Raw genomic sequence first — 21,603 nt, forward strand, 5'->3', positions numbered from 1 at the left:
CTACGCGCGCCCGGTGGTCACGGCACCCCGGAATCCATCCGGCGAGGTCATCGAGATCGCGACGAGCGACAGGGCGGGACCGGCAGGAGGTGTGCGTCGACCCAGGTGGCCCCCATCGCCGCGTTGGCGCAGGGGGCGTCGATCACGTCGGCGCCGGTACGTGACGCCGTGGCACAGCACTCAGTGCGGGACATCGAAGCCTTTGGTTGGCGCAGCCCGACACTCCCAAACCAGCCAATGCGGCCGCGTGGGATGACGGCCGAACAGCGCGTGAGGGCAGAGCACGCGCATGCCCTGCCCTCACGTCGTCGAACGTCAGAAAACGGGGAACCAGGCCGCCAGGCGCTTGGCGATTACCGGGACATCGATGTTGTCCTGCGCGACTTCCTCGACGAACGGGCCGGCAATGGAGACGGGTGGCGGGGCGGTACTGGCGCTGACGCCGTTGAGCCGCAGGAAGACACGCATGGCAAGCCAGGCGGTGCGCTTGTTGCCGTCGATCAGCGCGTGATTGCGAGCGACGGAGTGCAGCAGTGCCGCCGCCTTCTCGTGCAGCGTGGGATACAGCTCGGCTCCGAACACGTTCGTCCGGGGCCGTTCGATCGCTGACACCAAAAGTCCCAGGTCACGCACGCTGTGCTCGGTATCGTTGACCTTGCGAGCGATGGCCAGGATCTCGTCGATCTGGATGTAGCGCACTTCGGTCACTTCAGGTAGTCCAGGATCTCCGCATCGCTGTCCATGAGCTCGACCAGGACGTCATCGACCTTCAGCTCGGCCCGGTCCTGGGCGTCACGGATGGCCTCAATGGCGAGTTCCTGCTTGCTGCGGCCCTCCCGACGAGCCCGCTCAGTGAGCTTCGCGTCAAGGTCGTCGGGGAGTCGAAGTGTCATCGCCATACACCAATGATACCAGTCCGGTATCAATGGTGTGATGGTACCCCCGCTCCCAGCTCCGCGGAGCGCGAATAAAGCGGCCACTCGCACCGCTACCGCGGAGGCGCGCTAGAGACCCCATTGCGAGCGTCATCCGAGCGTCAAGAATCTCCGAAGAGACACCCGAAGGCGTCGCCCCGATGCAGCGCATCCCTCCCGAACTCGCAGGTAAGAGAGCTCTCTAAGATCGATCCGCCCGATTGAACCGCTACACGGAGGGAAACAGGTCGAGCAACCCACCAGGGCAACGAAACCGCAGGTCAGGCGCCCTTCGCGACCGGCTCCAGAACCGCCACGCACTCCACATGATGCGTCATCGGAAGGATGTCGGGCTGAGCGGGTCTCACAAAAGACCAGGTCAAAGCCCATTTCTGGGCTCCCGTCCCGCGTGTCGGCACCCAGAGCGTCAAACGGGCGTCATGGCCCCCAGCCATCCCCCTCTTCAGGGGGAACAGGCCGCCACGACCAGTTCCCCCTGCATGAGCCGACATCCGCTCATGTGCACCCTCCGTGGAACCGGGAGTGTTCAGACGATGGCGTAGTGGCCGAGGGAGGGTTCGAGCAGGTCGAAGGCGAGGGATGCCTCCGCGTCGACGGTCTCGGCGATCTCGTCATTGGGGCGGTCGGCCAGGGTGAGGTCCTGGATGCGCTGGAACAGGATGCGGTGGACGGTGCCGAGCAGTCCGGCGGCGGTGCGGACGGTGATGTCGTCTCGTGGTGCGCCGACAGCCGCGGCGAGAGCCTCGGCCAGGGCATGTTCGCGCCGGTCATGCAGGCCGCGCAGGCAGGCCGAGAGGGTGGGACTGTCGGCGATCATGCGGGCGAAGGCGGGGCCGGAGAACCCGGCGACCGGATCCGCGGCCGCCGCGGCGTCGGCGAAAGCGCGGCGTAGTGCCGCCAGGGCGGACTCGCCGGGCCGACGGTCGGTCACGGCGTTGGCCAGGGAGGCGATGAAGGCGTCCTGATGGTCCAGGGCCAGGTCTTCCTTGCGCGGGAAGTAGTTGGTGACGGTCTTCTTGGCGACCCGGGCGGCGGTGGCGATCTCGGCGATGGTGGTCTGTTCGAAGCCCTGCGCGATGAACAGGCGGGTGGCGTGGTCGGAGATGAGCTGCCTCGTCTCCTGCTTCTTGGCGTCCCGCAAGCCGGTGGGCTGCGCTGACGATGTGGTGTCGGTAGCCATGACTCAATCTTACACTTGTAGCATTTTTATGTTGACAGCCTTGATGCCACTGGAATAAGTTTACCTTCATAGTAAGTTTGCATCTTCGGCTGGGCGCCCCGCCAACCGGCCGACGACAAGCCCCACCAATAAGGAGCACCCGCTTGCAGATCACCGCGTCAACCGTCTCGCTCACCGTCAACGATCTTGCCGCGTCCCAGCGGTTCTTCATCACCCACCTCGGCTACGTCGAGCAGGCCGCCGCCAACGGATTCGCCTCCCTGTCGCGCGACGACGCCGCGGTGGACGTCGTCCTGCTCGCACGCGGCACCGAGGTGTTGCCGGCCGACCAGCGCGACCAGCGCGCCTCCGGCCTGATCCTCGCCTTCACCGTCACCGACGTCACCGAAGAGGAGAAGCGGCTGCGCGCCGCGGGCGTCGAGATCACCATGCCGCTGCGCGAGGAGCCCTGGGGCGAGCGCCTCTTCCAGGTCACCGACCCCAACGGCGTGATCGTCCAGTTCGTCGAGTGGGCGACCCCGACCGGAATCGAGCACGCCTGACCCCCGCCACCGGCCCTCACCACCAGCCCGACGAAGCGAGCGCACCCATCAAGCCCCTGCAGACAGCCGTGCTCCTGGCGTCCACTGTGAGCACCGGCCTGATGGCCGGACTGTTCGCCGGCTTCGCCTACTCGGTCATGCCCGGCCTGGGCCGGTCCTCCGACCGCACCCTGGTCGAGGCGATGCAGAACATCAACAAGGCCATCATCAGCCCCACGTTCATGATCCCTTTCATGGGCTCGATCCCCCTGCTGGCGCTGGCCGCCGTCCTGGCCTGGCGCGGCCACAGCCGACCCGCCCTCCCCTGGATCATCGCCGCACTGCTGCTGTACCTGGTGGCCTTCGGCATCACTGGCGCAGTCAACGTCCCGCTCAACGACCAGCTCGCCAAGGTCGCCCCCCTGCGCGACGCCGACGGCCTGGCCATGGCCCGTGAGCACCTCGAGAACCGGTGGGTCACCTGACCTCGTCCGCGCTCTACTGCACACCGCCGCGTTCGGATGCCTGGCCTGGGCCCTCGTCGCCCTCGGCACCGCCCGAATCCACCCACCCCCCGGCCGAGGGCAACCGGCCGTCCCCGGGCACCACCACCTGGCGACCGACACATGGCAACCACGACCGGGCGCAAAGTTCGGCATGGCGCCACGCCCACGCACGCCCCGGACCGCCCCCGCCCCACAACAAAGGAACTCGACCGTGTCACCTGATCCGACACTTCTGCACCCGCTGCCCGCCCACGACCGCGTGGTGTTCCTCAAACCGATGCTCACCTCACCGAAGATCGACGTGGGCGAGTACACCTACTACGACGACCCGGACGGCGCGACCGAGTTCGAACAGCGCAACGTCCTCTACGCCTACGGGCCGGAGCGTTTGATCATCGGCAAGTACTGCGCGATCGCCACGGGAACCAGGTTCCTGATGGCCGGCGCCGAGCATCCGACGATGGGTGTCTCCACGTTCCCGTTCACCATGTTCGGCGGCGAGTGGACCGAACAAACCCTGGATATCGTCACCTCGATGCCCAGCCGCGGCGACACGGTCGTCGGCAACGACGTCTGGTTCGGTTACCAGAGCACAGTCATGCCCGGCGTGCACATCGGCGCCGGCGCCATCATCGCCGCCGGCGCGGTGGTCACCGCCGACGTCGCGCCGTACACGATCGTCGGCGGCAACCCCGCCCGGCCGATCCGGCAGCGCTTCGCCGACGCCGACATCGAACTGCTGCTGCGCGCCGCATGGTGGGACTGGCCGGCCGACCTGGTCACCGAACACGCCCGCACCATCATGGCCGGCACCCCGGCCGACATCGCACGCATCACCGCCCAGCACAATCTGCAGGAGACGCCATGACACAGGTGTCCATCAAGGAATACGCGGTGGCAGACGGTGGCCCGTACGCGCTGACCAGCGGGCCGGACGGCGCGCTGTGGTTCACCATGGTCCACAGCGGCCGGATCGGCCGGCTGGCCCCCGGCGGCGAACCCTCCTACCACGAGCTGGAACCGATGTGCGGTCCGACCGTCATCACCACTGGGCCGGACGGTGCCCTCTGGTTCACCCAGTACCAGGCACACCGCATCGGGCGACTCACCACTCACGGCACCGTCACCGAGTTCGCTTTGCCCACTGCGGACTGCGGACCGTTCGGCATCGCCGCCGGACCCGACGGCGCTCTCTGGTTCACCGAAACCACTGCCGACCGCATCGGCCGGATCACCACTGCCGGACAGGTCGTCGAGTTCCCGCTCCCGACCACCGGTGCGTTCCCCTCCGCGATCACCGCAGGGCCCGACGGCGCGATGTGGTTCACCATGAACCAGGCCAACGCCATCGGCCGGATCGGCATGGACGGCGCGCTCACGGTCCACTCGCTGCCCACCCCGGCCGCCGCACCGGTAGGCATCACGACCGGCCAGGACGGCGCCCTGTGGTTCGTCGAGATCGCCGCCGGGAAGATCGGCAGGATCACCCTCGACGGACACGTGACGGAGTTCGCGCTCCCCGACCGTGCCGGCCGACCGCACGCCATCACCCCAGGGCCTGACGGTGCCCTGTGGTTCACCGAGTGGAGCGGCAACCGCGTCGGCTCCATCACCGCCCAGGGCGTGATCGAGGTGTACGACCTGCCGACCCCCGGCGCCGAGCCGCACGGCATCGCCTCCGGCCCCGACGGCGCGCTGTGGACGGCACTGGAGATCGGTGCCCTGGCCCGCATCAGCCCGACAACTGTTTCCTCAACCCCAGGAGTTGCCCCATGCCCGTGACCTTCAACCACACCATCGTCCCCGCCAAGGACCGCGAGGCATCGGCACGGTTCTACCGGGACCTGCTCGAACTCCCCGAAGCGCCGTCGTGGGGGCCGTTCACCAACGTCCAGCTCGATGAAGGCGTGCTGCTGCAGTTCGCCGAACTACCCGGCGTCGACGAAATCCAGATGCACCACTACGCATTCCTCGTCGACGACGACCTGTTCGACCGGACCTACGCCCACCTCCGCGCCAGCGGCATCGAGCACTGGGCCGATCCCCAGATGACGCGTCCCGGTGAGACCAACACCGAGCACGGCGGCCGCGGCGTCTACTTCAAGGACCCCGCCGGCCACGCCATCGAACTGATCACCAAGCCCTATCTGTGAACCGAACCGCCCCCGAAAGAACCGCATGACCAGTCCACCCATCCTGCCCGGTCGCGTGTTCGAGACTGTAAACATCTGCCGACCGGATGCGCTCCCCGTCGATCTGCCGTCCCGTTTCACCGATCTCTGCCCCGCCCGTCTGCCCCAGCACTTCCCCGTGCTGCCCCCCTGCCCGCCTGCCCGCCTGCCCGCCGCAGTCGGGCATACCGGCCTGACGCACCATCAGGACGAGCGTCACGTGAGCGTCGAGACTGCCGCGCGCCGTCCCTGCGGAACGGGTGGCACGACGTTTCGTCACCCTCACGTCATTGGCAGAAACCGCAGGTCAGCGACGTTCGTCCGGATTACGGCGCACTCCACGTCGTGTGCCTTGGGAAACAGGTCGGCCCCACCCGCCCCGAACATGGGCGCAAGAAGAACCAGCAGGTCAGAGGCTCTTTGCGGCGGGCTCCAGAATCGCTACGCACTCCACGTGCGACGTCATCGGAAACAGGTCGAACGCCCGCAGCGTCCGCACCTTGTAGCCGCCGTCCCGGAAGTACGCCAGGTCCCGCGCCAGCGCCGCCGGGTCGCACGCCACGTACGCGATCTTCCGGGCGCCCAGCGACGACAGGTGCTCCACCGTCTTCTTGCCGGCGCCCGCGCGGGGCGGGTCGAGGACGATGAGGTCGACCTCGGTGATGCCGGTGCGCGGCAGGACGGACTCGACCTTGCCCTGTTCGATGCGGACGCGGTCGAAGTCGGCGAGGTTGTGCCGGGCGTCCTCCACCGCGCGCTTGCCGGACTCGATGCCGAGCACCGCGCCCTTGTCGCCGAGGCGGTCGGCGAGTGCGCCGGCGAAGAGGCCGACGCCGCAGTACAGGTCGAGCGCCGAATCTCCCTTGCGCGGGAGCAGGCCCTGCATGACGGCCGTGACCAGGGTGTCCGCCGCCTTCGGGTGGACCTGCCAGAAGCCACCGCTGCCGACGCGGTGGGTGCGGCCGTCGGCGCGCTCGCGGACGAAGGCGCGGCCGTGGACGCGGTGGATGCCGCCGTCGTGCTCCTCGACGCGCATCACCGAGACCGGCCCGTCGAGTTCCACGAGGGGGAGGCGGGCGCCGGGGCGGGGCTCCAGGATCACCATGCGGTCCTGGGAGCCGGTCGCGGCGATCACGTCGACGGACTCCATCCCGGACCAGTCGCGGTCCTCGATGCCCAGTTCGCTGACACCGGGGGCGGCGATCATGCAGTGCTCGATCGGCTCGACCTCGTGCGAGCGGTGGCGGCGCAGGCCGGCGTTGCCGTCCACGTCCACCGCGTACTGCATGCGGGTCCGCCACTGCGGGACCTCGCCGGCGGGCAGCTTGTCGCCCTCGGCGGGCAGCACCGTGCCGTCCCAGCCGGCCTCCTCGGGCGTGAGGCCGGCGAGCCGCTGGAGCTGCTCGGCGACGACCTCGCCCTTGAGCCGGCGCTGGGCGCCCGGCTTGGCGTGCTGCCAGTCGCAGCCTCCGCAGCGGCCGGGACCGGCGTACGGGCAGGGAGCCGGAATGCGGTCCTTCGACGCGTCCAGGATCTCGACGGCGTCCGCCCGCAGGAACCGGGCCCCCTCCTCGCCCTCGGTCACCCGGGCGACGACGCGCTCACCCGGCAGGGTGTGCCGGACGAACAGCACCTGGCCCTCGGACGTGCGGGCGATGCAGTGCCCGCCGTGGGCGACGGGGCCGACCTCGACCTCGTACTCCTCCCCCACCAGGGATTCCGCCTGCGACTTCTTCGGTTCTGCCTGCATGGCGGGGTGACTCCACAACATCGAGAGGGGTACGAGCGGACAACAGCCTGCCAGTCTACGCGCCGGGCGCCGCGCTCAGTTCTTCGCGCTGGACGACTCCTTGTGCCGGTCGTGGGCGGGCCCCCGCCGGACCGCACCGGGCGCGTTCCACTCCTGCCGCCTGCGGGCCCGTTTCCTGGCCGCCTCGGAGGACTGGAGCTGGTAGGGCACCGAGGTCACCATGACACCCGGTGTGAACAGCAGCCGGCCCTTGAGCCGGAGGGCGCTCTGGTTGTGCAGCAGATGCTCGTACCAGTGACCGACCACGTACTCGGGGATGATCACGGACACCACGTCACGCGGCGACTCCTTGCGCAGCCCCTTGACGTACTCGATGATCGGCCGCGTGATCTCGCGGTACGGCGAGTCCAGGACCTTCAGCGGGACGGTGATCCCGCGTCGCTCCCACTCCTCGCGTAGCGCCTTGGTCTCCACCGGGTCGACGTTGACGCTGAGCGCCTCCAGCGAGTCCGAGCGCATCAGCTTGGCGTAGGCGAGGGCGCGCAGCGCCGGGCGGTGGATCTTGGAGATCAGGACGACCGAGTGGACGCGGGACGGCCGGAGGCTGTCGTCGCTCGGTCCCTCGGGGGCCGCGAGTTCCTCGGCCACCCGGTCGTAGTGCTTACGGATCGCCGTCATCGTCGCGTAGAAGATGCACATGCCGAGAAGCGCCACCCAGGCGCCGTGCGTGAACTTGGTGACGAGGACGACGACGAGCACCAGACCGGTGAAGAAGGCACCGAAGGCGTTGATCGCGCGCGAGCGGACCATGTGGGTGCGCTTGGCCTGGTCCTTCTCGGCCGCCAGGTGGCGGTTCCAGTGGCGGACCATGCCGGTCTGACTGAGCGTGAAGGACACGAACACGCCGACGATGTAGAGCTGGATCAGGCGGGTCGAGTCCGCGCCGTAGATCCACACCAGGAGTCCGGCCGCGCCGGCGAGCAGCACGATGCCGTTGGAGAAGGCGAGGCGGTCACCGCGGGTGTGCAGCTGGCGCGGCAGGTAGCGGTCCTGGGCGAGGATCGAGCCGAGCAGCGGGAAGCCGTTGTACGCGGTGTTCGCGGCCAGGAACAGCACCAGCGCGGTGGCTGCCGCCAGCACGATGAACAGGAAGCTGCCCTTGCCGAAGACGGCCTCGGCGACCTGGGAGATCACCGGGTTCTGGACGTAGCCGGCGCCGACCGCGACACCGTCGTGGAGCAGGTCGGTGGCGGGGTTCTCGGCCATCCGGACCTTGGTCGTCATCGCCAGCGCGATGATGCCGCAGAACATGGAGACGGCGAGCAGACCCATCGCCGCGAGGGTGCTCGCCGCGTTCTTCGACTTGGGCTTGCGGAAGGCCGGGACACCGTTGGAGATCGCCTCGACGCCGGTGAGCGCGGCACAGCCGGAGGAGAAGGCGCGCAGCAGCAGGAACACCAGGGCGAAACCGGCCAGTCCCTGGTGCTCGGCCTTGATCTCGTACGACGCGGTCGGCGCATGCATGGTGTCGCCGAGGACGAGCCCGCGGAACGCACCCCACGCGATCATGATGAAGACGCCGGCGACGAAGACGTACGTCGGAATCGCGAACAGCGAACCCGACTCCTTGACCCCGCGCAGGTTCATCAGCGTGAGCAGCACGATCACCGCGATCGCGCACGGCACCTTGTGCTCGACCACGAAGGGGATCGCGGAGCCGAGGTTCTCGATGCCGGAGGCGATGGAGACGGCCACGGTGAGGACGTAGTCGACGAGCAGGGCGCTGGCGACCGTGAGGCCCGCCCGGGGGCCGAGGTTGGTGGTCGCCACCTCGTAGTCGCCGCCGCCGCTGGGGTAGGCGTGGACGTTCTGGCGGTAGGAGGCGACCACCGTGAACATCAGCACGACGACCGCGAGGGCGATCCACGGGCTGAAGTGGTAGGCCGACACACCCGCGATGGACAGGACCAGCAGCACCTCTCCGGGGGCGTACGCCACGGAGGACAGCGGGTCGGAGGCGAAGACGGGGAGTGCGATGCGCTTCGGCAGGAGCGTTTCCCCGAGCCGATCACTGCGCAGTGCGCGCCCGATCAGAATCCGTTTGGGCACGTCGGTCAGTTTGGACACAACAGAGGATCGTATGCGTTCGAACGGGCGGCCGCCCACCCGCCACCCCACATCCGTCCTCCGACAGCCCGCAGTCCGCTCTCCGGCGGCCCTCCCTCTGCCCTCCGAGTGAAATCGGGGGCGGCCCGGCTGCGGATTCCGCAGGGCACCCGACGGTCATGCCTATATGACAAAATCCGCCCGTCTTCCCGGCCGTTGCCGCCTCCGGAGGTTCCATGCACACGACCGCAGAGCTCGTCGGCGCCGCAGCCGCCCTCGTCGGCCTCGGAATCCTGACCCTTGTCAGTGTCCGCAGCATCGGCCGTCGCTGGCGGCCGGTACCGGTACCGGCCGCCGCGGACCGCGGCACCGATGCCGGCGCCGGTCCCGGCACCGGTCCAGGCAACCAGCCCCTGGACCGATCCCCGGCATCAGCCACCCCGGACCGCACCGCCGCGGGGCAACCGCGCACAGGGGTGCCGTCGTCCTACCGCGCGTGTGTAGCTTGGGCGTCGGTCTGAGACCCTGATGTGGCTGAGCAGTACCTATGGACACCGGAAGGACGGTCGTGCACATCGTCATCATGGGCTGCGGAAGAGTGGGTTCCGCTCTTGCCCAGACCCTGGAGCAACAGGGGCACACGGTCGCCGTCGTCGACCACGACCCCACGGCCTTCCGACGACTGGGCTCCGGGTTCGGGGGCCGTCGCGTCACCGGCGTCGGCTTCGACCAGGACACCCTGCGCGAGGCGGGCATCGAGGAGGCCGGCGCCTTCGCCGCGGTGTCCAGCGGTGACAACTCGAACATCATCGCGGCGCGCGTGGCCCGCGAGATGTTCGGCATCGAGAACGTCGCGGCCCGCATCTACGACCCCCGGCGGGCCGAGGTCTACCAGCGTCTGGGCATCCCCACCGTGGCCACCGTCCGCTGGACGGCCGACCAGATGCTGCGCCGGCTGCTGCCCTCGGGTGCCGAGCCCCTGTGGCGCGACCCCACCGGCGGCGTGCAGCTCGCCGAGGTGCACACCTCCACGGCCTGGGTCGGGCACAAGATCAGCAGGCTGCAGGAGGAGACGGGCGTCCGGGTGGCGTTCGTGACCCGGCTCGGCGAGGCGATCCTGCCCAGCTCGCAGAGCGTGCTGCAGGAGGGCGACCTGGTGCACGTCATGATGCGCACCGACGAGGTCGACAAGGTCGAGGCGGCGTTCGCCCAGGGTCCCGAAGAGGAGAGCGGTCACTGATGAGGGTCGCCATTGCCGGTGCCGGTGCGGTCGGCCGCTCGATCGCGGGCGAACTGCTGGAGAACGGCCACGAGGTCCTTCTCGTCGACAAGGCGCCGACCGCCATCTCGGTCGAACGCGTCCCGCGGGCCGAGTGGCTGCTGGCCGACGCCTGCGAGATCACCTCCCTCGACGAGGCCGCGCTCCAGCGCTGCAACGTCGTGATCGCCGCGACCGGCGACGACAAGGTCAACCTGGTCGTCTCCCTGCTGGCGAAGACGGAGTACGGCGTCCCGCGGGTCGTCGCCCGCGTCAACAACCCGAAGAACGAGTGGCTGTTCAACGAGGCGTGGGGCGTGGACGTGGCCGTCTCCACCCCGCGCCTGATGTCGGCCCTGGTCGAGGAGGCGGTCAGCGTCGGCGACCTGGTCCGCCTGCTGCGCTTCAGCCACGGGGACGCGAACCTGGTGGAGCTGACCCTGCCCGAGGAGTCGGCGCTGGCCGGCACGCCGGTCGGCGATGTGGAGTGGCCCGAGGACACCTCGCTGGTCACGATCATCCGCGGCACCCGCGTCCTCACCCCGTCCCGGGAGGACTCCCTGGAGGCGGGCGACGAGCTGCTGTTCGTGGCCGCGCAGGCCCGCGAGGAGCAGCTGGAGGACCTGCTGTCGGTCCGCCGCCAGGACACGACGGGCTGACCCCCCGAAGGGTTACGACGGCGAAGGGCGCCCCGGATGTCCGGGGCGCCCTTCGCCGCTGTCGCTGCCGCCGGCCGGTCAGCCGACCCGGCGCTCCTGTGGCCGGCCGCTCGGCCGACCCGCTGCCGCCGGCCGCTCAACCGACCCAGAGCCCGCTGCCGCCGCCCGCTCAACCGACCCGGCGCTACTGTCGCCGGCCGCTCGACCGACCCAGAGCCCGCTGCCGCCGCCCGCTCAACCGACCCGGCGCTACTGTCGCCGGCCGCTCGACCGGCCCAGTGCCGCTGTCGCCGGCCGCTCAGCCGTCCCGGCGGTGTCGCCCGCCCGCCGTCTCGGGCTCCTCGGCGCCGGCCTCGCGCTCCCGCTCCGCCTTCTCCTCGGCCTCCATCTCCGCGAACACGTCGATGGGGGCCGGCGCCTTGGCGAGGAACACCCAGGTGAGCCAGACGGCGAGCAGGAACGGCGGGATCTTCAGGGCGACCAGGACCCAGCCCAGCTGCGCGGTGTTCGCCCACCAGTACAGCGGGAAGAGGATCGCGCACTTGGCGAGCAGGATCAGGCCCCATGCCCAACTGGCCTTGGCGTAGGCCTTCTTGCGGCCCGGGTTCCGCTTGCGCCAGGAGAGGTTCTCCTTGAAGACGGGGCCGAGGATCAGCCCGATCAGCGGGACACCGCACAGGGTCGTGACGATGTACGCCACCGCCAGGCCCAGCGTGTAGAGCATGCCGGGCAGGTAGAAGTCCTTGGCGTTGCCGGTCATCATCGCGAAGACGACACCGAAGGCGACCCCGAAGACGCCGCTGAAGGCGTGCTTGACGGTGTCCTTCTTGACCAGCCGGACCACGACCAGGGCGAGCGACACGGCGAGCGCGGCGATGGCCGACCAGTGCAGGTCCTTGTTGATCGTGAAGATGGTGACGAAGAGCAGTCCCGGCAGAACTGTCTCGACCATGCCCCGCACGCCGCCGAACGCCTCGAACAGTGCGGCCTCGGTGACCGCCCGGGCGTCCCGCTGCCGGGCGTCTTCGGTGTCTTCGGTCGGCTTGTCGAGCGACGTCACCGGCTACTCCCGTCCGAGGGGTCTCAGTTCGTATTTGGGGTTGAACAGCACCCGGCGGCCGCGGCTCATCGAGACCCGGCCCGATGCGATCAGCTTGCGTCCGGGCTCTATGCCCACGATGGAGCGTCTGCCGAGCCACACCACGTCCAGAGCGGCGGTGCCGTCGAACAGCTCGGCCTCCAGGGCCGGGACCCCGGCGCGCGGCCGCAGGGTGACCGTGCGCAAGGTACCAGTAACCGTCACGATCTGGCGGTCGTGGCAGTCGCCGATGCGTGTGCAGCCCGCCGTCTCGGCGTCCTCGCGCAGCTCCTCGGACTCCAGGTCCTCCTGCGACGAGGAGAGCCGGTCGAGCATGCGCCGGAACCGGCCCACCGGCTTCTCGGAACGAGGAACAGCACTCATATCTGAAGCGTACCGGGACACGCCGACAGCTTCGTACCCACCGCGCAGGCGTTCGACCCGGACGCCGGTCGTGCGACGGCTCACTTCTCGAACCGGTATCCCATCCCGGGCTCCGTGATGAAGTGCTTCGGGTGGGAGGGGTCCGCCTCCAGCTTGCGCCGCAGCTGGGCCATGTACACGCGCAGGTAGTTCGTCTCCGTCCCGTACGACGGCCCCCACACCTCCTGGAGCAGCTGTTTCTGGCTGACCAGGCGGCCGGAGTTGCGCACCAGGACCTCCAGCAGGTGCCACTCGGTCGGGGTGAGCCGGACGTCCCTGCCGTCCCGGTTGACCTTCTTCGCGGCCAGGTCGACGGTGAAGCCCTCGGTCTCCACCAGGACGTCGTCCTCGCCGCCGCCGGTGGGCTCGGCGCGGCGGACGGCGGCGCGCAGCCGGGCCAGCAGCTCGTCCATGCCGAAGGGTTTGGTGACGTAGTCGTCGGCACCGGCGTCCAGTGCCTCGACCTTCTCGTCGGAGGAGTGCCGCGCGGACAGCACCAGGATCGGCACGCGGGTCCAGCCGCGCAGGCCCCTGATCACCTCCACGCCGTCCATGTCGGGCAGACCCAGGTCGAGGACGACCACGTCGGGGTGGCGGGCGGCGGCGATCCGAAGGGCGGTGGCTCCGTCGTGGGCCGCGTCGACCTCGTACTTGCGGGCCCTGAGGTTGATCACGAGGGCGCGCACGATCTGCGGCTCGTCGTCGATCACGAGCACCCGGGTCATGTCGCCTGCCTTTCCGGTGGTACGGCGTGCTGGAGCTCCGGGCGCGTTCCCGCCGCGCGGAGCGTGAGGACCATGGTGAGTCCCCCGCCGGGGGTGTCCTCGGCGGTGAGGGTGCCGCCCATCGCCTCGGTGAAACCGCGGGCGACCGCGAGGCCGAGGCCCACTCCCGCGCCGCGCGGGGCGTCGCCGTGGCGCTGGAAGGGCTCGAAGATGCGTTCCTTGGCGTCGTCGGGGACGCCCGGCCCGCGGTCGACCACCCGCACCTCGACCCGGTCCGCGATGGCGCTGGCGGACACCAGGACGGTGTCGCCGGGCGCGCTGTACTTCACGGCGTTCTCCACCAGGTTGGCCGCCGCCCGTTCCAGCAGCCCGGCGTCCACGGCGACCATGGGCAGCGCCTCGGGGACGTCGAGTTCGACGCTGTCCTCGGGCACCCCGCCGAGCGCCATCGGCACCACCTCGTCGAGGTCGATCTCGCGGATCAGCGGGGTGACCGTGCCGGTCTGGAGGCGGGACATGTCGAGCAGGTTGCCCACCAGGTGGTCGAGGCGGTCGGCGCCCTCCTCGATGCCCTCCAGCAGCTCCGCCCGGTCCTCCTCGGACCAGGCGACGTCGTCGGAGCGCAGGCTGGAGACGGCGGCCTTGATGCCGGCCAGCGGGGTGCGCAGGTCGTGGCTGACGGCGGCCAGCAGGGCCGTACGGATGCGGTTGCCCTCGGCGAGCGTGCCGGCCCGGTCCGCCTTCTCCTGCAGGCGCGTGCGGTCCAGTACGACGGCGGACTGGGCGGCGAAGGCGGCGAGCACCCGGCGGTCCTCCGCGGGCAGCACCCGGCCGGTCAGCGCGAGCGCCATGTGGTCGCCGACCGGCATGTCGACGTCGGCCTCCTCGGGCCGCTCCAGTGGCCGGCCGAGGCCCACGCGGCCCGCGCACGTCCAGGGGGCGACGTCGCTCTCCCGTTCCAGCAGGGCCGCCGACTCCATGCCGAAGGTCTCGCGGACGCGCTCCAGGAGGTCCTCCAGACCGGTCTCGCCGCGCAGCACGTTGCCGGCGAGGAAGGAGAGGATCTCCGACTCGGCACGCAGCCGGGCCGCCTGGTGGGTGCGGCGGGCCGCGAGGTCGACGACGGAGGCGACCGACACACCGACGGCGACGAAGATCGCGATGGCGACGATGTTCCTCGGGTCGGCGATGGTCCAGCGGTGCAGGGGCGTCGTGTAGAAGTAGTTCAGCAGCAGGGAGCCGACGGCCGCCGACGCCAGCGCCGGGAAGAGCCCGCCGAGCAGGGCCGCCGCGACGGTCAGTGTGAGGAACAGCAGCATGTCGTTGGCGAGACCGAGGTGGACGGTGTTCAGCAGGACGGCGAGCACCGCCGGCCCGACGACACCGACCAGCCAGCCCCACACGACCCGGGACCGGCCGAGCCGGGCGCCCCGCGCCACGGGCAGTCCGCGCCCCTTGGCGACCTCGTCGTGGGTGACGATGTGCACGTCGAGGTCGGGCCCCGACTCCCGGGCCACCGTGGCGCCGACGCCGGGCCCGAAGACGTACTGCCAGCTCTTGCGGCGCGAGGAGCCGAGGATGATCTGGGTGGCGTTGACGCCCCGTGCGAAGTCCAGCAGCGCGGCCGGTATGTCGTCGCCGACGACGTGGTGGAAGGTGCCGCCCAGGTCCTCCGCCAGGGTGCGCTGCACGGCCAGTTCCTTGGGGGAGGCCGAGGTCAGGCCGTCGCTGCGGGCTATGTAGACGGCCAGCACCTCGCCGCCGGCGCCCTTCTCGGCCAGCCGGGCGGCCCGGCGGATCAGCGTCCGCCCCTCCGGGCCGCCGGTGAGCCCGACGACGATCCGCTCGCGGGAGCCCCAGATCTTCGACACGTGGTGCTCGCTGCGGTACTGCTTCAGGTACTCGTCGACGCGGTCGGCCACCCACAGCAGCGCCAGTTCGCGCAGCGCGGTGAGGTTCCCGGGCCGGAAGTAGTTCGACAGGGCCGCGTCGACCTTGTCGGACTTGTAGATGTTGCCGTGGGCCATGCGGCGGCGGAGCGCCTGTGGCGACATGTCGACCAGTTCGATCTGGTCGGCCCGCCGGACCACCTCGTCGGGCAGGGTCTCCTGCTGCCGTACGCCCGTGATGGACTCGACGACGTCCCCGAGCGACTCCAGGTGCTGGATGTTCACCGTCGACACCACGTCGATGCCGGCGGCGAGCAGTTCCTCCACGTCCTGCCAGCGCTTGGTGTTGGCCGAGCCGGGGATGTTGGTGTGGGCGAGTTCGTCCACGAGGGCGACCTCGGGCCGCCGGGCGAGGACGGCGCGCACGTCCATCTCGGTGAAGACGGTGTCGCGGTACCCCAGCTCCCGGCGCGGGACCTGCTCCAGGCCGTGCAGCATCACCTCGGTGCGCGGCCGGTCGTGGTGCTCCACGACGGCGACCACGCAGTCGGTGCCCCGCTCTACGCGCCGGTGCGCCTCGGACAGCATGGCGTACGTCTTGCCGACGCCCGGCGCCGCACCGACGTATATCCGAAGCTTGCCGCGTCCCATGGCCTCATTGTCTTCCGGTCCGTGCTGCCCGCGCAGCGTCGACCCTACGGCGGCCGATCGCCGCGAACCGGCCGGAAGGCGGCTCCTGGGCAGCCTTTGACGCAACCCTGACGCCGGGCGCGCCGGCGTCGGACGATCTTCCCTGGCCGCCGTCGGGGAGCCCGGTCTTCCCGGAACCCCGGCGGTCCGGCCCGCGCCGGTTCCCGTCCCGTACCGCCGGACACGGGGAAGGGCCGCACCCCGTGGGAGTACGGCCCTTGTCGCGCGGTGTCCGTTCCCGTACCGCCGGACACGGGAAAGGGCCGCACCCCGTGGGAGTACGGCCCTTGTCGCGCGGTGTCCGTGCTAGCGGACCTCGGTGATCTCCGGTCCGCGCTGGAGCTGGCCCATGCCGCCGGAGAAGCGGGAGGTGCCGTCGTCCTGCTGGACGCCCTCGGGCACCATCTGCGCGTCGTTCGGCAGCTTCAGGACGATCGGGTCGCGGGGCGCCATCGGACCCTCGCCGCGGACCACGACCGTGTCCCGGAAGATCTGTTCGAGCAGCCCGGCGGCCTGCGGCTGCACCGCGCCCTGGCCGGAGATCACTCCGCGCAGGAACCAGCGGGGGCCGTCCACGCCGACGAACCGCACGACCTGGAAGCCGCCCGTGCCGTCCGGCAGCTGCACCGGCACCTGGGCCCTGAGCTCCCAGCCCAGCGGACCCTCGACCTCGTCGACGATGCCGCCCTGCTGGGTGATGCCGGAGCCGATCTCCTCGCGCACCTCGCCCCAGATGCCCTCGCGCTTGGGCGCGGCGAAGGCCTGGAGCTGGATGGCACTGTCGCGCAGCACGACGGTGGCCGCGACGATCGCGTCGCCGGCGACCTCCACCCGCAGCTCCATGCCGTCGACGCCCGGTACGAACATGCCGCCCAGGTCGACCCTGCCCTCGGCCGGGTCACGGACCTCGGTGCCGTCCCAGGGTCCGTCGGGCCGGGGCTCCGGCTCGAGTCGCACGCGCTCGCGCCCGCCCTCTTCGTCCGCCTCAGCGTCGACGCTGTCGACGACCTGCTCGGCCTCGCCGGCCGCGTCCTCGGCGGCACCCTTCTTCTTGCGACGTCCGAACACGTCACTGTCCTTCCCGGTCGGATACGACCGAAGCGTATCGATTCCCACCCGCCCCGCCGCCCGCGGCGGCAGGGCCACTTGTGCCGCTTGCGCCGCCCACCGCGGCATGACCTCCGGTGGACCCGAAGCCCCCTTCGGCCCGTGCCGAGTCGGGAAGCTCCGCGACCTCCTGGAAGCGGACCCTCTCGACCTGCTGGACGACCAGTTGGGCAATCCGGTCGAAGCGCTCGAACCGCACCGACTCGCGCGGGTCGAGATTCACCACGATCACCTTGATCTCCCCACGGTACCCGGCATCAACCGTCCCCGGGGCATTCACGAGAGCGACACCGCAGCGGGCGGCGAGGCCGGATCGGGGGTGCACGAAGGCCGCGTACCCCTCCGGCAGCGCGACGGAGACCCCGGTGGGCAGTACGGCCCGCTCGCCCGGCGCCAGTTCACAGCTCTCGGTGGTGCGCAGATCGGCTCCCGCGTCACCGGGATGTGCGTACGCCGGAAGCGGTACGTCGGGGTCGACGCGCCGGATCAGGACGTTCACGGGGTCGGGGCTCACGGATTCACCTCGAAGGCCCGGGCACGCCGGAGCCGGTCGGGGTCGCTCAGGGCGGCCTGGATCTCTTCCTGACGGCCGTTCTCGGTGAAGTGGTCGACCTTCACCTCGACGAAGAGGGCGTCGGCCCGGACGGCGACGGGCCCCTCGGGGCCGCCGATGCGCCCGGTGGCGGACGAGTAGATCTTGCGCCGGGCCACCGCGGTCACCTCGGCCTCCAGGTACAGCACGGTGCCGACGGGCACGGGCCGGACGAAGTCGGTCTCCAGCCGCCCGGTCACGGCGATCGTGCGCAGCAGCCAGTTCAGTGAGCCGAGGGTCTCGTCGAGGGCGGTCGCGAGCACTCCGCCGTGCGCCAGGCCGGGCGCGCCCTGGTGGGCGGGCCGCACGGTGAACTCGGCGGTGAGGGACACGCCCTCCCCGGCCCGCGCCTCCAGGTGCAGGCCGTGGGGCTGCTCGTCGCCGCAGCCGAAACACCGGCCGTAGTGCGCACCGAGAAGCTCACCGGGTGCGGGAGCGTCGGGGTGCCGCACCGGCTTCACGGCGTCGGCGGGAGGCTCAAGAGCTGCGGAAGTACCACTCACAGGCGCAGACCTTACCCGCGCGTCGGCACCGGCCGGACACCGTGCCAAGCTTGGCCGTATGCAGCCCTCCGCCGTCCCGTACGAAGAACGCCTCACCGCCCCCCGCTCGTGGTGGCTGATCTCCTTCCTGGTGGGCGTCTCGATGGCGCTGATCCTGCTGCCCTTCGGCACCCTGCCGATGCTCGGGGGCCTGGTGGGCGGTACTGCGGCCGCGGCGGTCGTCGCGAGCGCCTACGGCTCGCTGCGCATCCGGGTCGTGGGCGGTCTGCTGATCGCGGGCGAGGCGAAGATCCCGGTGACGGCCCTGGGTGAGGCGGAGATCCTGGACCCGGAGGAGGCCCGCGCCTGGCGGACCTACAAGGCCGACACCCGGGCCTTCCTGCTGCTGCGCGCCTACATCCCGCGGGCCCTGCGCGTGCAGGTTACCGACCCCGCCGATCCGACGCCGTACCTGTACCTGTCGACGCGGGAGCCGGAGCGGCTGGCCGAGGCGCTGGAGCAGGCCCGGGCCGCGGCCTAGAACATGCGCGCGGGGCATCGCCCCGCGGGTGACCGCACGGCGCCGGGCGGGGTCTCCCCCGGGCCGGCGGGTGCGGGTGTCACGCCGTGCGAATCGGACGGTGGGGTGGCCCGGGGTTCAGCGACCGGGCCCGAGTTCTCTGGTGACGTCGTCCACGGAGAGCGGGTTCGCGGGTTCCTCCAGCGGCGGCAGCGCGGGCAGCGCGTCCCACGGCACCTGGAGCTCGCGGAGGTCCGCGCGGATGCGGGCGGCCAGTTTCCTGGTGTCCCGGCGGTTCATGACCGCACCGACCGCGGCACCCACCATGAAGGGCATCAGGTTCGGCAGGTTCCGCACCGTTCGCTTCATGATCTGCTGGCGCAGCTCGCGCTTCATGTGGCCGTTCAGCGCCGTGCTCACGGTCGACGGTCTGACCACGTCGATCCCGCGCTCGCCCGACCACGCACTCAGGTAGGCGGTGCTGCGCTGCGTCAGGTTTCCGGGCGGCCGTACGCCGTAGACCTCGTGCAGTTCGGCGATCAGCTTCAGCTCGATCGCGGCGACACCGGTGATCTCGGCGGCCAGTTCGGTGGGCATCGCCGGAGGCACGGGCAGCATCGCGGCCGCCCCGATCCCGGCGCCGACCGTGGAGGTGGCGTTGGCCGCGCCCGCCACGAGCTTGTCGGCGAGCTGTTCGGGCCCCAGGCCCGGGAACTGTTTTCGGAGCGCCGCGAGGTCCCGTACGGGGATCCGCGGGGCGATGTCGATGATCCGGTCGGCGAGGTACGCCAGTCCCGCCCTGGCGTGGCTGCCGCTCCTGCGGACGCCTTCCCTGGCCTTGTCCCGGATTCCCGCCGCCCGTCGCCGGGCGACGGGCGCGGGAACCTCCGCCGGCGCCGGGAGGTCACCCCGGACACCTGACGGTTCGAGCGAGGCCGCTCCGATCTCGGATGAGCCCCGCTCGTCGTCACGCGCGCCGTGAGGGCCGTCGTACGGCCCGTGGTCCGCCTTCCGGAGAGGAAAGCGGCGCTTCCGAGGTGGGGTCGAGCCAGTCACGGCCGACCCGCCCTCAGTCGCAGTCGCGGCAGATCGGCTGACCGTTCTTCTCCCGGGCCAGCTGGCTGCGGTGGTGCACCAGGAAGCAGCTCATGCAAGTGAACTCGTCCTGCTGCTTGGGCAGTACCCGCACGGCCAGCTCTTCGTTCGAGAGGTCCGCGCCGGGCAGTTCGAGGCCTTCCGCGGCCTCGAACTCGTCGACGTCAACGGCGGACGTCGACTTGTCGTTCCGTCGTGCCTTCAGCTCCTCAAGACTGTCGGAATCGACGTCGTCGTCGGTCTTGCGTGGGGTGTCGTAATCCGTTGCCATGTCGCTCTCCCCCTCTGGGTGTCTGCGGTGTCTCCAGCGCACGTAACGCGTGAGAGGCCGGACTTGTGCCCGACCCGAGGCGGAGATTTTGCCTCACATCAAGGTCTGTTACTCAATCGACACCCAACCGGACTCCTCAAGAGTGATCGGCTTGGATGGCGAACGGGACCGTACACGGTCTCCATGCCGCTCTTCAAAGGCGTCTCACCGTGTACTTCCCGTGATCAGGACCCCCGAAAACCCGGATTTTCCCGGCTTTCCGGCAGGTCGCATGATCACCGAGAGTGGATGGACGGAAATTCGCCCTTGTGATCGATCACACACGAGACAGCAGCATCAGCGCCCCCGAAATTCCGCGCAAAGCGAACATCCTCGTGTGTCGGGACATGCTCTCAGACAGGCAGCGTGACTCGCATCACCAGCCCACCTCCCTCGCGCGGCTGAGCCGAGATGTGGCCGCCGTGCGCCCGGGCCACGGACCGGACGATGGACAGCCCGAGGCCCACACCCTTGTCACTGCCGGTGCGCTCGGTACGCAGCCGCCTGAACGGCTCGAAGAGGTTGTCGATCTCGTACGCCGGCACGACCGGTCCGGTGTTGGACACCAGCAGGACCGCCTGGCCGTGCTGGATCTCCGTGTGCACCTCGACCCAGCCATTGTCGGGCACGTTGTAGCGCACCGCGTTCTGAACCAGGTTCAGCGCGATCCGCTCCAGCAGTACGCCGTTGCCCTGCACCACGGCGGGCTTCTGCACACTGCGGATCTCCACGCCCTTGGCCGCCGCCTCGGCGTGCACCTGGTCGACCGCCTGCTCGGCGACCTCGGCGAGGTCGACCGGCTTGCGCTCGACGATCTGGTTGTCGCTGCGGGCCAGCAGCAGCAGACCCTCCACGAGTTGCTCGCTGCGCTCGTTGGTGGCCAGCAGCGTCTTGCCGAGCTGCTGGAGCTCCACCGGCGCGCCCGGGTCCGACAGGTGCACCTCCAGCAGGGTGCGGTTGATCGCGAGCGGGGTTCTCAGCTCGTGCGAGGCGTTCCCGACGAAACGCTGCTGCGCGGTGAAGGCGCGCTGCAACCGCTCCAGCATGTCGTCGAAGGTGTCGGCCAGCTCCTTCAGCTCGTCGTCCGGGCCGTCCAGTTCGATACGGCGGGACAGGTCCGAGCCGGCCACCGCGCGCGCGGTGCGGGTGATCCGGCCCAGCGGCGACAGGACCCGGCCGGCCATCGCGTAGCCGAAGGCGAAGGCGATCACCGCGAGCCCCAGCAGGGCCAGCAGGGAACGGCTGAGCAGGTTGTCGAGGGCGTGCTGGCGCTGGTGGTCGAGGCACTGGCTGACGGCGTCGTTGAACTCCGCCAACTGCAGGTTGCCGTTGGGGATCCCTGGACAGTCGTTGCTTTTGACCTTGAGAGCGTTGAAATCGACGATCGTGTAGAGCGGCTCGTTGCCGGCGCGCAGCGCCTGCGCTGCCAGCAGATAGATGATCGACAGCAGCAGGATGCCGGCGATCAGGAACATGCCGCCGTAGAGCAGCGTGAGCCGTATGCGGATCGTGGGGCGCAGCCACGGCAGCGGCTGGGCCATCGGCCTGCGGGGGTCCCAGGTGGGTTTCGGAGGCGCCTGCGGGGGCGCGGGCGTGGTGGCCACGG

The 21,603-nt window shown here is 70.2% G+C and carries 23 protein-coding genes and 1 pseudogene; 8 read left to right on the plus strand and 16 right to left on the minus strand.

The genetic code is table 11. From position 1 onward, the window contains the following. The 4 genes and pseudogenes from AC07AZ_RS02915 to AC07AZ_RS02930 form a co-directional block, all read right to left on the minus strand. Nucleotides 1-213, minus strand: a pseudogene (locus AC07AZ_RS02915) (peptidase C39 family protein); the annotation flags it as partial. Nucleotides 214-315: 102 nt separating this feature from the next. After that, a complete protein-coding gene (locus AC07AZ_RS02920; RefSeq protein WP_478843127.1) occupies nt 316-708 on the minus strand; it encodes a type II toxin-antitoxin system death-on-curing family toxin in 393 nt (130 codons plus the stop codon). Next, entirely contained in the window at nt 705-899 is a 195-nt protein-coding gene (locus tag AC07AZ_RS02925; RefSeq protein ID WP_107021548.1) for a ribbon-helix-helix protein, CopG family, read from the minus strand. The genes AC07AZ_RS02920 and AC07AZ_RS02925 overlap by 4 nt, the downstream gene beginning before the upstream one ends. A 562-nt stretch (nt 900-1,461) precedes the next feature. Beyond that, on the minus strand, nt 1,462-2,115 hold the full coding sequence (locus AC07AZ_RS02930; protein ID WP_478843130.1) for a TetR/AcrR family transcriptional regulator: 654 nt from the start codon (nt 2,113-2,115) through the stop codon (nt 1,462-1,464). Between the two features lie 143 nt (nt 2,116-2,258). Here AC07AZ_RS02930 and AC07AZ_RS02935 point away from each other — a divergent pair, with 143 nt between their 5' ends. The 5 genes from AC07AZ_RS02935 (at nt 2,259) to AC07AZ_RS02955 (ending at nt 5,295) form a co-directional block, all read left to right on the plus strand. Beyond that, nucleotides 2,259-2,657 carry a VOC family protein gene (locus AC07AZ_RS02935; protein ID WP_478843132.1) on the plus strand — a complete coding sequence of 133 codons (399 nt, stop codon included), beginning with the start codon at nt 2,259-2,261 and terminating at the stop codon, nt 2,655-2,657. Then, nucleotides 2,624-3,121: an anthrone oxygenase family protein gene (locus AC07AZ_RS02940; protein ID WP_478843134.1), complete on the plus strand. Its 498-nt coding sequence runs from the start codon at nt 2,624-2,626 to the stop codon at nt 3,119-3,121. Before AC07AZ_RS02935 ends, AC07AZ_RS02940 begins: the two co-directional genes overlap by 34 nt. 232 nt (nt 3,122-3,353) lie before the next feature. Beyond that, nucleotides 3,354-4,010, plus strand: coding sequence for a CatB-related O-acetyltransferase (locus tag AC07AZ_RS02945; protein ID WP_478843136.1), 657 nt, complete (start codon nt 3,354-3,356; stop codon nt 4,008-4,010). After that, nucleotides 4,007-4,924: a Vgb family protein gene (locus tag AC07AZ_RS02950; RefSeq protein ID WP_478843138.1), complete on the plus strand. Its 918-nt coding sequence runs from the start codon at nt 4,007-4,009 to the stop codon at nt 4,922-4,924. The genes AC07AZ_RS02945 and AC07AZ_RS02950 overlap by 4 nt, the downstream gene beginning before the upstream one ends. Then, a complete protein-coding gene (locus AC07AZ_RS02955) occupies nt 4,915-5,295 on the plus strand; it encodes a VOC family protein (protein WP_478843140.1) in 381 nt (126 codons plus the stop codon). Before AC07AZ_RS02950 ends, AC07AZ_RS02955 begins: the two co-directional genes overlap by 10 nt. 427 nt (nt 5,296-5,722) lie before the next feature. On the opposite strand, the gene AC07AZ_RS02960 is transcribed toward AC07AZ_RS02955, so the two are convergent. Both AC07AZ_RS02960 and AC07AZ_RS02965 read right to left on the minus strand, forming a co-directional pair. After that, on the minus strand, nt 5,723-7,063 hold the full coding sequence (locus tag AC07AZ_RS02960; protein WP_478843142.1) for a class I SAM-dependent RNA methyltransferase: 1,341 nt from the start codon (nt 7,061-7,063) through the stop codon (nt 5,723-5,725). Between the two features lie 75 nt (nt 7,064-7,138). After that, a complete protein-coding gene (locus tag AC07AZ_RS02965; RefSeq protein WP_478843144.1) occupies nt 7,139-9,190 on the minus strand; it encodes an APC family permease in 2,052 nt (683 codons plus the stop codon). Nucleotides 9,191-9,737: 547 nt separating this feature from the next. On the opposite strand from AC07AZ_RS02965, the gene AC07AZ_RS02970 reads away from it, so the two are divergent. Next, nucleotides 9,738-10,409 (plus strand): potassium channel family protein, encoded by a 672-nt coding sequence (locus AC07AZ_RS02970; protein ID WP_478843425.1) that lies wholly within the window; start codon nt 9,738-9,740, stop codon nt 10,407-10,409. Continuing rightward, nucleotides 10,409-11,086 (plus strand): potassium channel family protein, encoded by a 678-nt coding sequence (locus tag AC07AZ_RS02975; RefSeq protein WP_478843146.1) that lies wholly within the window; start codon nt 10,409-10,411, stop codon nt 11,084-11,086. Before AC07AZ_RS02970 ends, AC07AZ_RS02975 begins: the two co-directional genes overlap by 1 nt. A 298-nt stretch (nt 11,087-11,384) precedes the next feature. Here AC07AZ_RS02975 and AC07AZ_RS02980 read toward each other — a convergent pair whose 3' ends face one another. From AC07AZ_RS02980 to AC07AZ_RS03010, 7 genes are all read right to left on the minus strand, one after another. After that, the gene (locus AC07AZ_RS02980; RefSeq protein WP_478843148.1) at nt 11,385-12,146 is read right to left on the minus strand and encodes a DUF3159 domain-containing protein; all 762 of its coding nucleotides are present in this window, start codon (nt 12,144-12,146) and stop codon (nt 11,385-11,387) included. A 3-nt stretch (nt 12,147-12,149) separates the two neighbouring features. Beyond that, nucleotides 12,150-12,548: an OB-fold nucleic acid binding domain-containing protein gene (locus AC07AZ_RS02985; RefSeq protein ID WP_478843150.1), complete on the minus strand. Its 399-nt coding sequence runs from the start codon at nt 12,546-12,548 to the stop codon at nt 12,150-12,152. A gap of 80 nt (nt 12,549-12,628) precedes the next feature. Next, nucleotides 12,629-13,312 (minus strand): response regulator, encoded by a 684-nt coding sequence (locus tag AC07AZ_RS02990; protein ID WP_478843152.1) that lies wholly within the window; start codon nt 13,310-13,312, stop codon nt 12,629-12,631. Continuing rightward, a complete protein-coding gene (locus AC07AZ_RS02995) occupies nt 13,309-15,852 on the minus strand; it encodes an ATP-binding protein (protein ID WP_478843154.1) in 2,544 nt (847 codons plus the stop codon). Before AC07AZ_RS02995 ends, AC07AZ_RS02990 begins: the two co-directional genes overlap by 4 nt. Before the next feature lie 345 nt (nt 15,853-16,197). Continuing rightward, on the minus strand, nt 16,198-16,959 hold the full coding sequence (locus tag AC07AZ_RS03000) for a DUF3710 domain-containing protein (RefSeq protein WP_478843156.1): 762 nt from the start codon (nt 16,957-16,959) through the stop codon (nt 16,198-16,200). Nucleotide 16,960: 1 nt separating this feature from the next. Next, nucleotides 16,961-17,512, minus strand: a complete 552-nt coding sequence (dut, locus tag AC07AZ_RS03005) for a dUTP diphosphatase (protein WP_478843158.1) — start codon at nt 17,510-17,512, stop codon at nt 16,961-16,963. Continuing rightward, a complete protein-coding gene (locus AC07AZ_RS03010; RefSeq protein ID WP_478843160.1) occupies nt 17,509-18,093 on the minus strand; it encodes a PaaI family thioesterase in 585 nt (194 codons plus the stop codon). The genes dut and AC07AZ_RS03010 overlap by 4 nt, the downstream gene beginning before the upstream one ends. Nucleotides 18,094-18,151: 58 nt before the next feature. On the opposite strand from AC07AZ_RS03010, the gene AC07AZ_RS03015 reads away from it, so the two are divergent. Continuing rightward, complete coding sequence (locus tag AC07AZ_RS03015) at nt 18,152-18,613, plus strand: DUF3093 domain-containing protein (RefSeq protein WP_478843162.1); 462 nt, start codon at nt 18,152-18,154, stop codon at nt 18,611-18,613. Between the two features lie 117 nt (nt 18,614-18,730). Here AC07AZ_RS03015 and AC07AZ_RS03020 read toward each other — a convergent pair whose 3' ends face one another. The 3 genes from AC07AZ_RS03020 to AC07AZ_RS03030 all read right to left on the minus strand — a co-directional run bounded on the left by AC07AZ_RS03020 (nt 18,731) and on the right by AC07AZ_RS03030 (nt 21,601). Further along, nucleotides 18,731-19,648, minus strand: a complete 918-nt coding sequence (locus AC07AZ_RS03020) for a hypothetical protein (protein WP_478843164.1) — start codon at nt 19,646-19,648, stop codon at nt 18,731-18,733. A 13-nt stretch (nt 19,649-19,661) separates the two neighbouring features. Next, complete coding sequence (locus AC07AZ_RS03025) at nt 19,662-19,958, minus strand: DUF4193 domain-containing protein (RefSeq protein ID WP_005481602.1); 297 nt, start codon at nt 19,956-19,958, stop codon at nt 19,662-19,664. Nucleotides 19,959-20,350: 392 nt separating this feature from the next. Continuing rightward, nucleotides 20,351-21,601 (minus strand): sensor histidine kinase, encoded by a 1,251-nt coding sequence (locus tag AC07AZ_RS03030; protein WP_478843166.1) that lies wholly within the window; start codon nt 21,599-21,601, stop codon nt 20,351-20,353. Nucleotides 21,602-21,603 lie beyond the last annotated feature (2 nt).

Source organism: Streptomyces sp. NPDC043878 (genome assembly GCF_056435735.1).

Coding starts and splice junctions, on each gene's coding strand:
- AC07AZ_RS02925 (WP_107021548.1), bottom strand. CDS start 899: ATGGCGATGACACTTCGACTCCCCGACGACCTTGACGCGAAGCTCACT.
- AC07AZ_RS02930 (WP_478843130.1), bottom strand. CDS start 2,115: ATGGCTACCGACACCACATCGTCAGCGCAGCCCACCGGCTTGCGGGAC.
- AC07AZ_RS02950 (WP_478843138.1), top strand. CDS start 4,007: ATGACACAGGTGTCCATCAAGGAATACGCGGTGGCAGACGGTGGCCCG.
- AC07AZ_RS02955 (WP_478843140.1), top strand. CDS start 4,915: ATGCCCGTGACCTTCAACCACACCATCGTCCCCGCCAAGGACCGCGAG.
- AC07AZ_RS02960 (WP_478843142.1), bottom strand. CDS start 7,063: ATGCAGGCAGAACCGAAGAAGTCGCAGGCGGAATCCCTGGTGGGGGAG.
- AC07AZ_RS02975 (WP_478843146.1), top strand. CDS start 10,409: ATGAGGGTCGCCATTGCCGGTGCCGGTGCGGTCGGCCGCTCGATCGCG.
- AC07AZ_RS02985 (WP_478843150.1), bottom strand. CDS start 12,548: ATGAGTGCTGTTCCTCGTTCCGAGAAGCCGGTGGGCCGGTTCCGGCGC.
- AC07AZ_RS02990 (WP_478843152.1), bottom strand. CDS start 13,312: ATGACCCGGGTGCTCGTGATCGACGACGAGCCGCAGATCGTGCGCGCC.
- AC07AZ_RS02995 (WP_478843154.1), bottom strand. CDS start 15,852: ATGGGACGCGGCAAGCTTCGGATATACGTCGGTGCGGCGCCGGGCGTC.
- AC07AZ_RS03015 (WP_478843162.1), top strand. CDS start 18,152: ATGCAGCCCTCCGCCGTCCCGTACGAAGAACGCCTCACCGCCCCCCGC.
- AC07AZ_RS03025 (WP_005481602.1), bottom strand. CDS start 19,958: ATGGCAACGGATTACGACACCCCACGCAAGACCGACGACGACGTCGAT.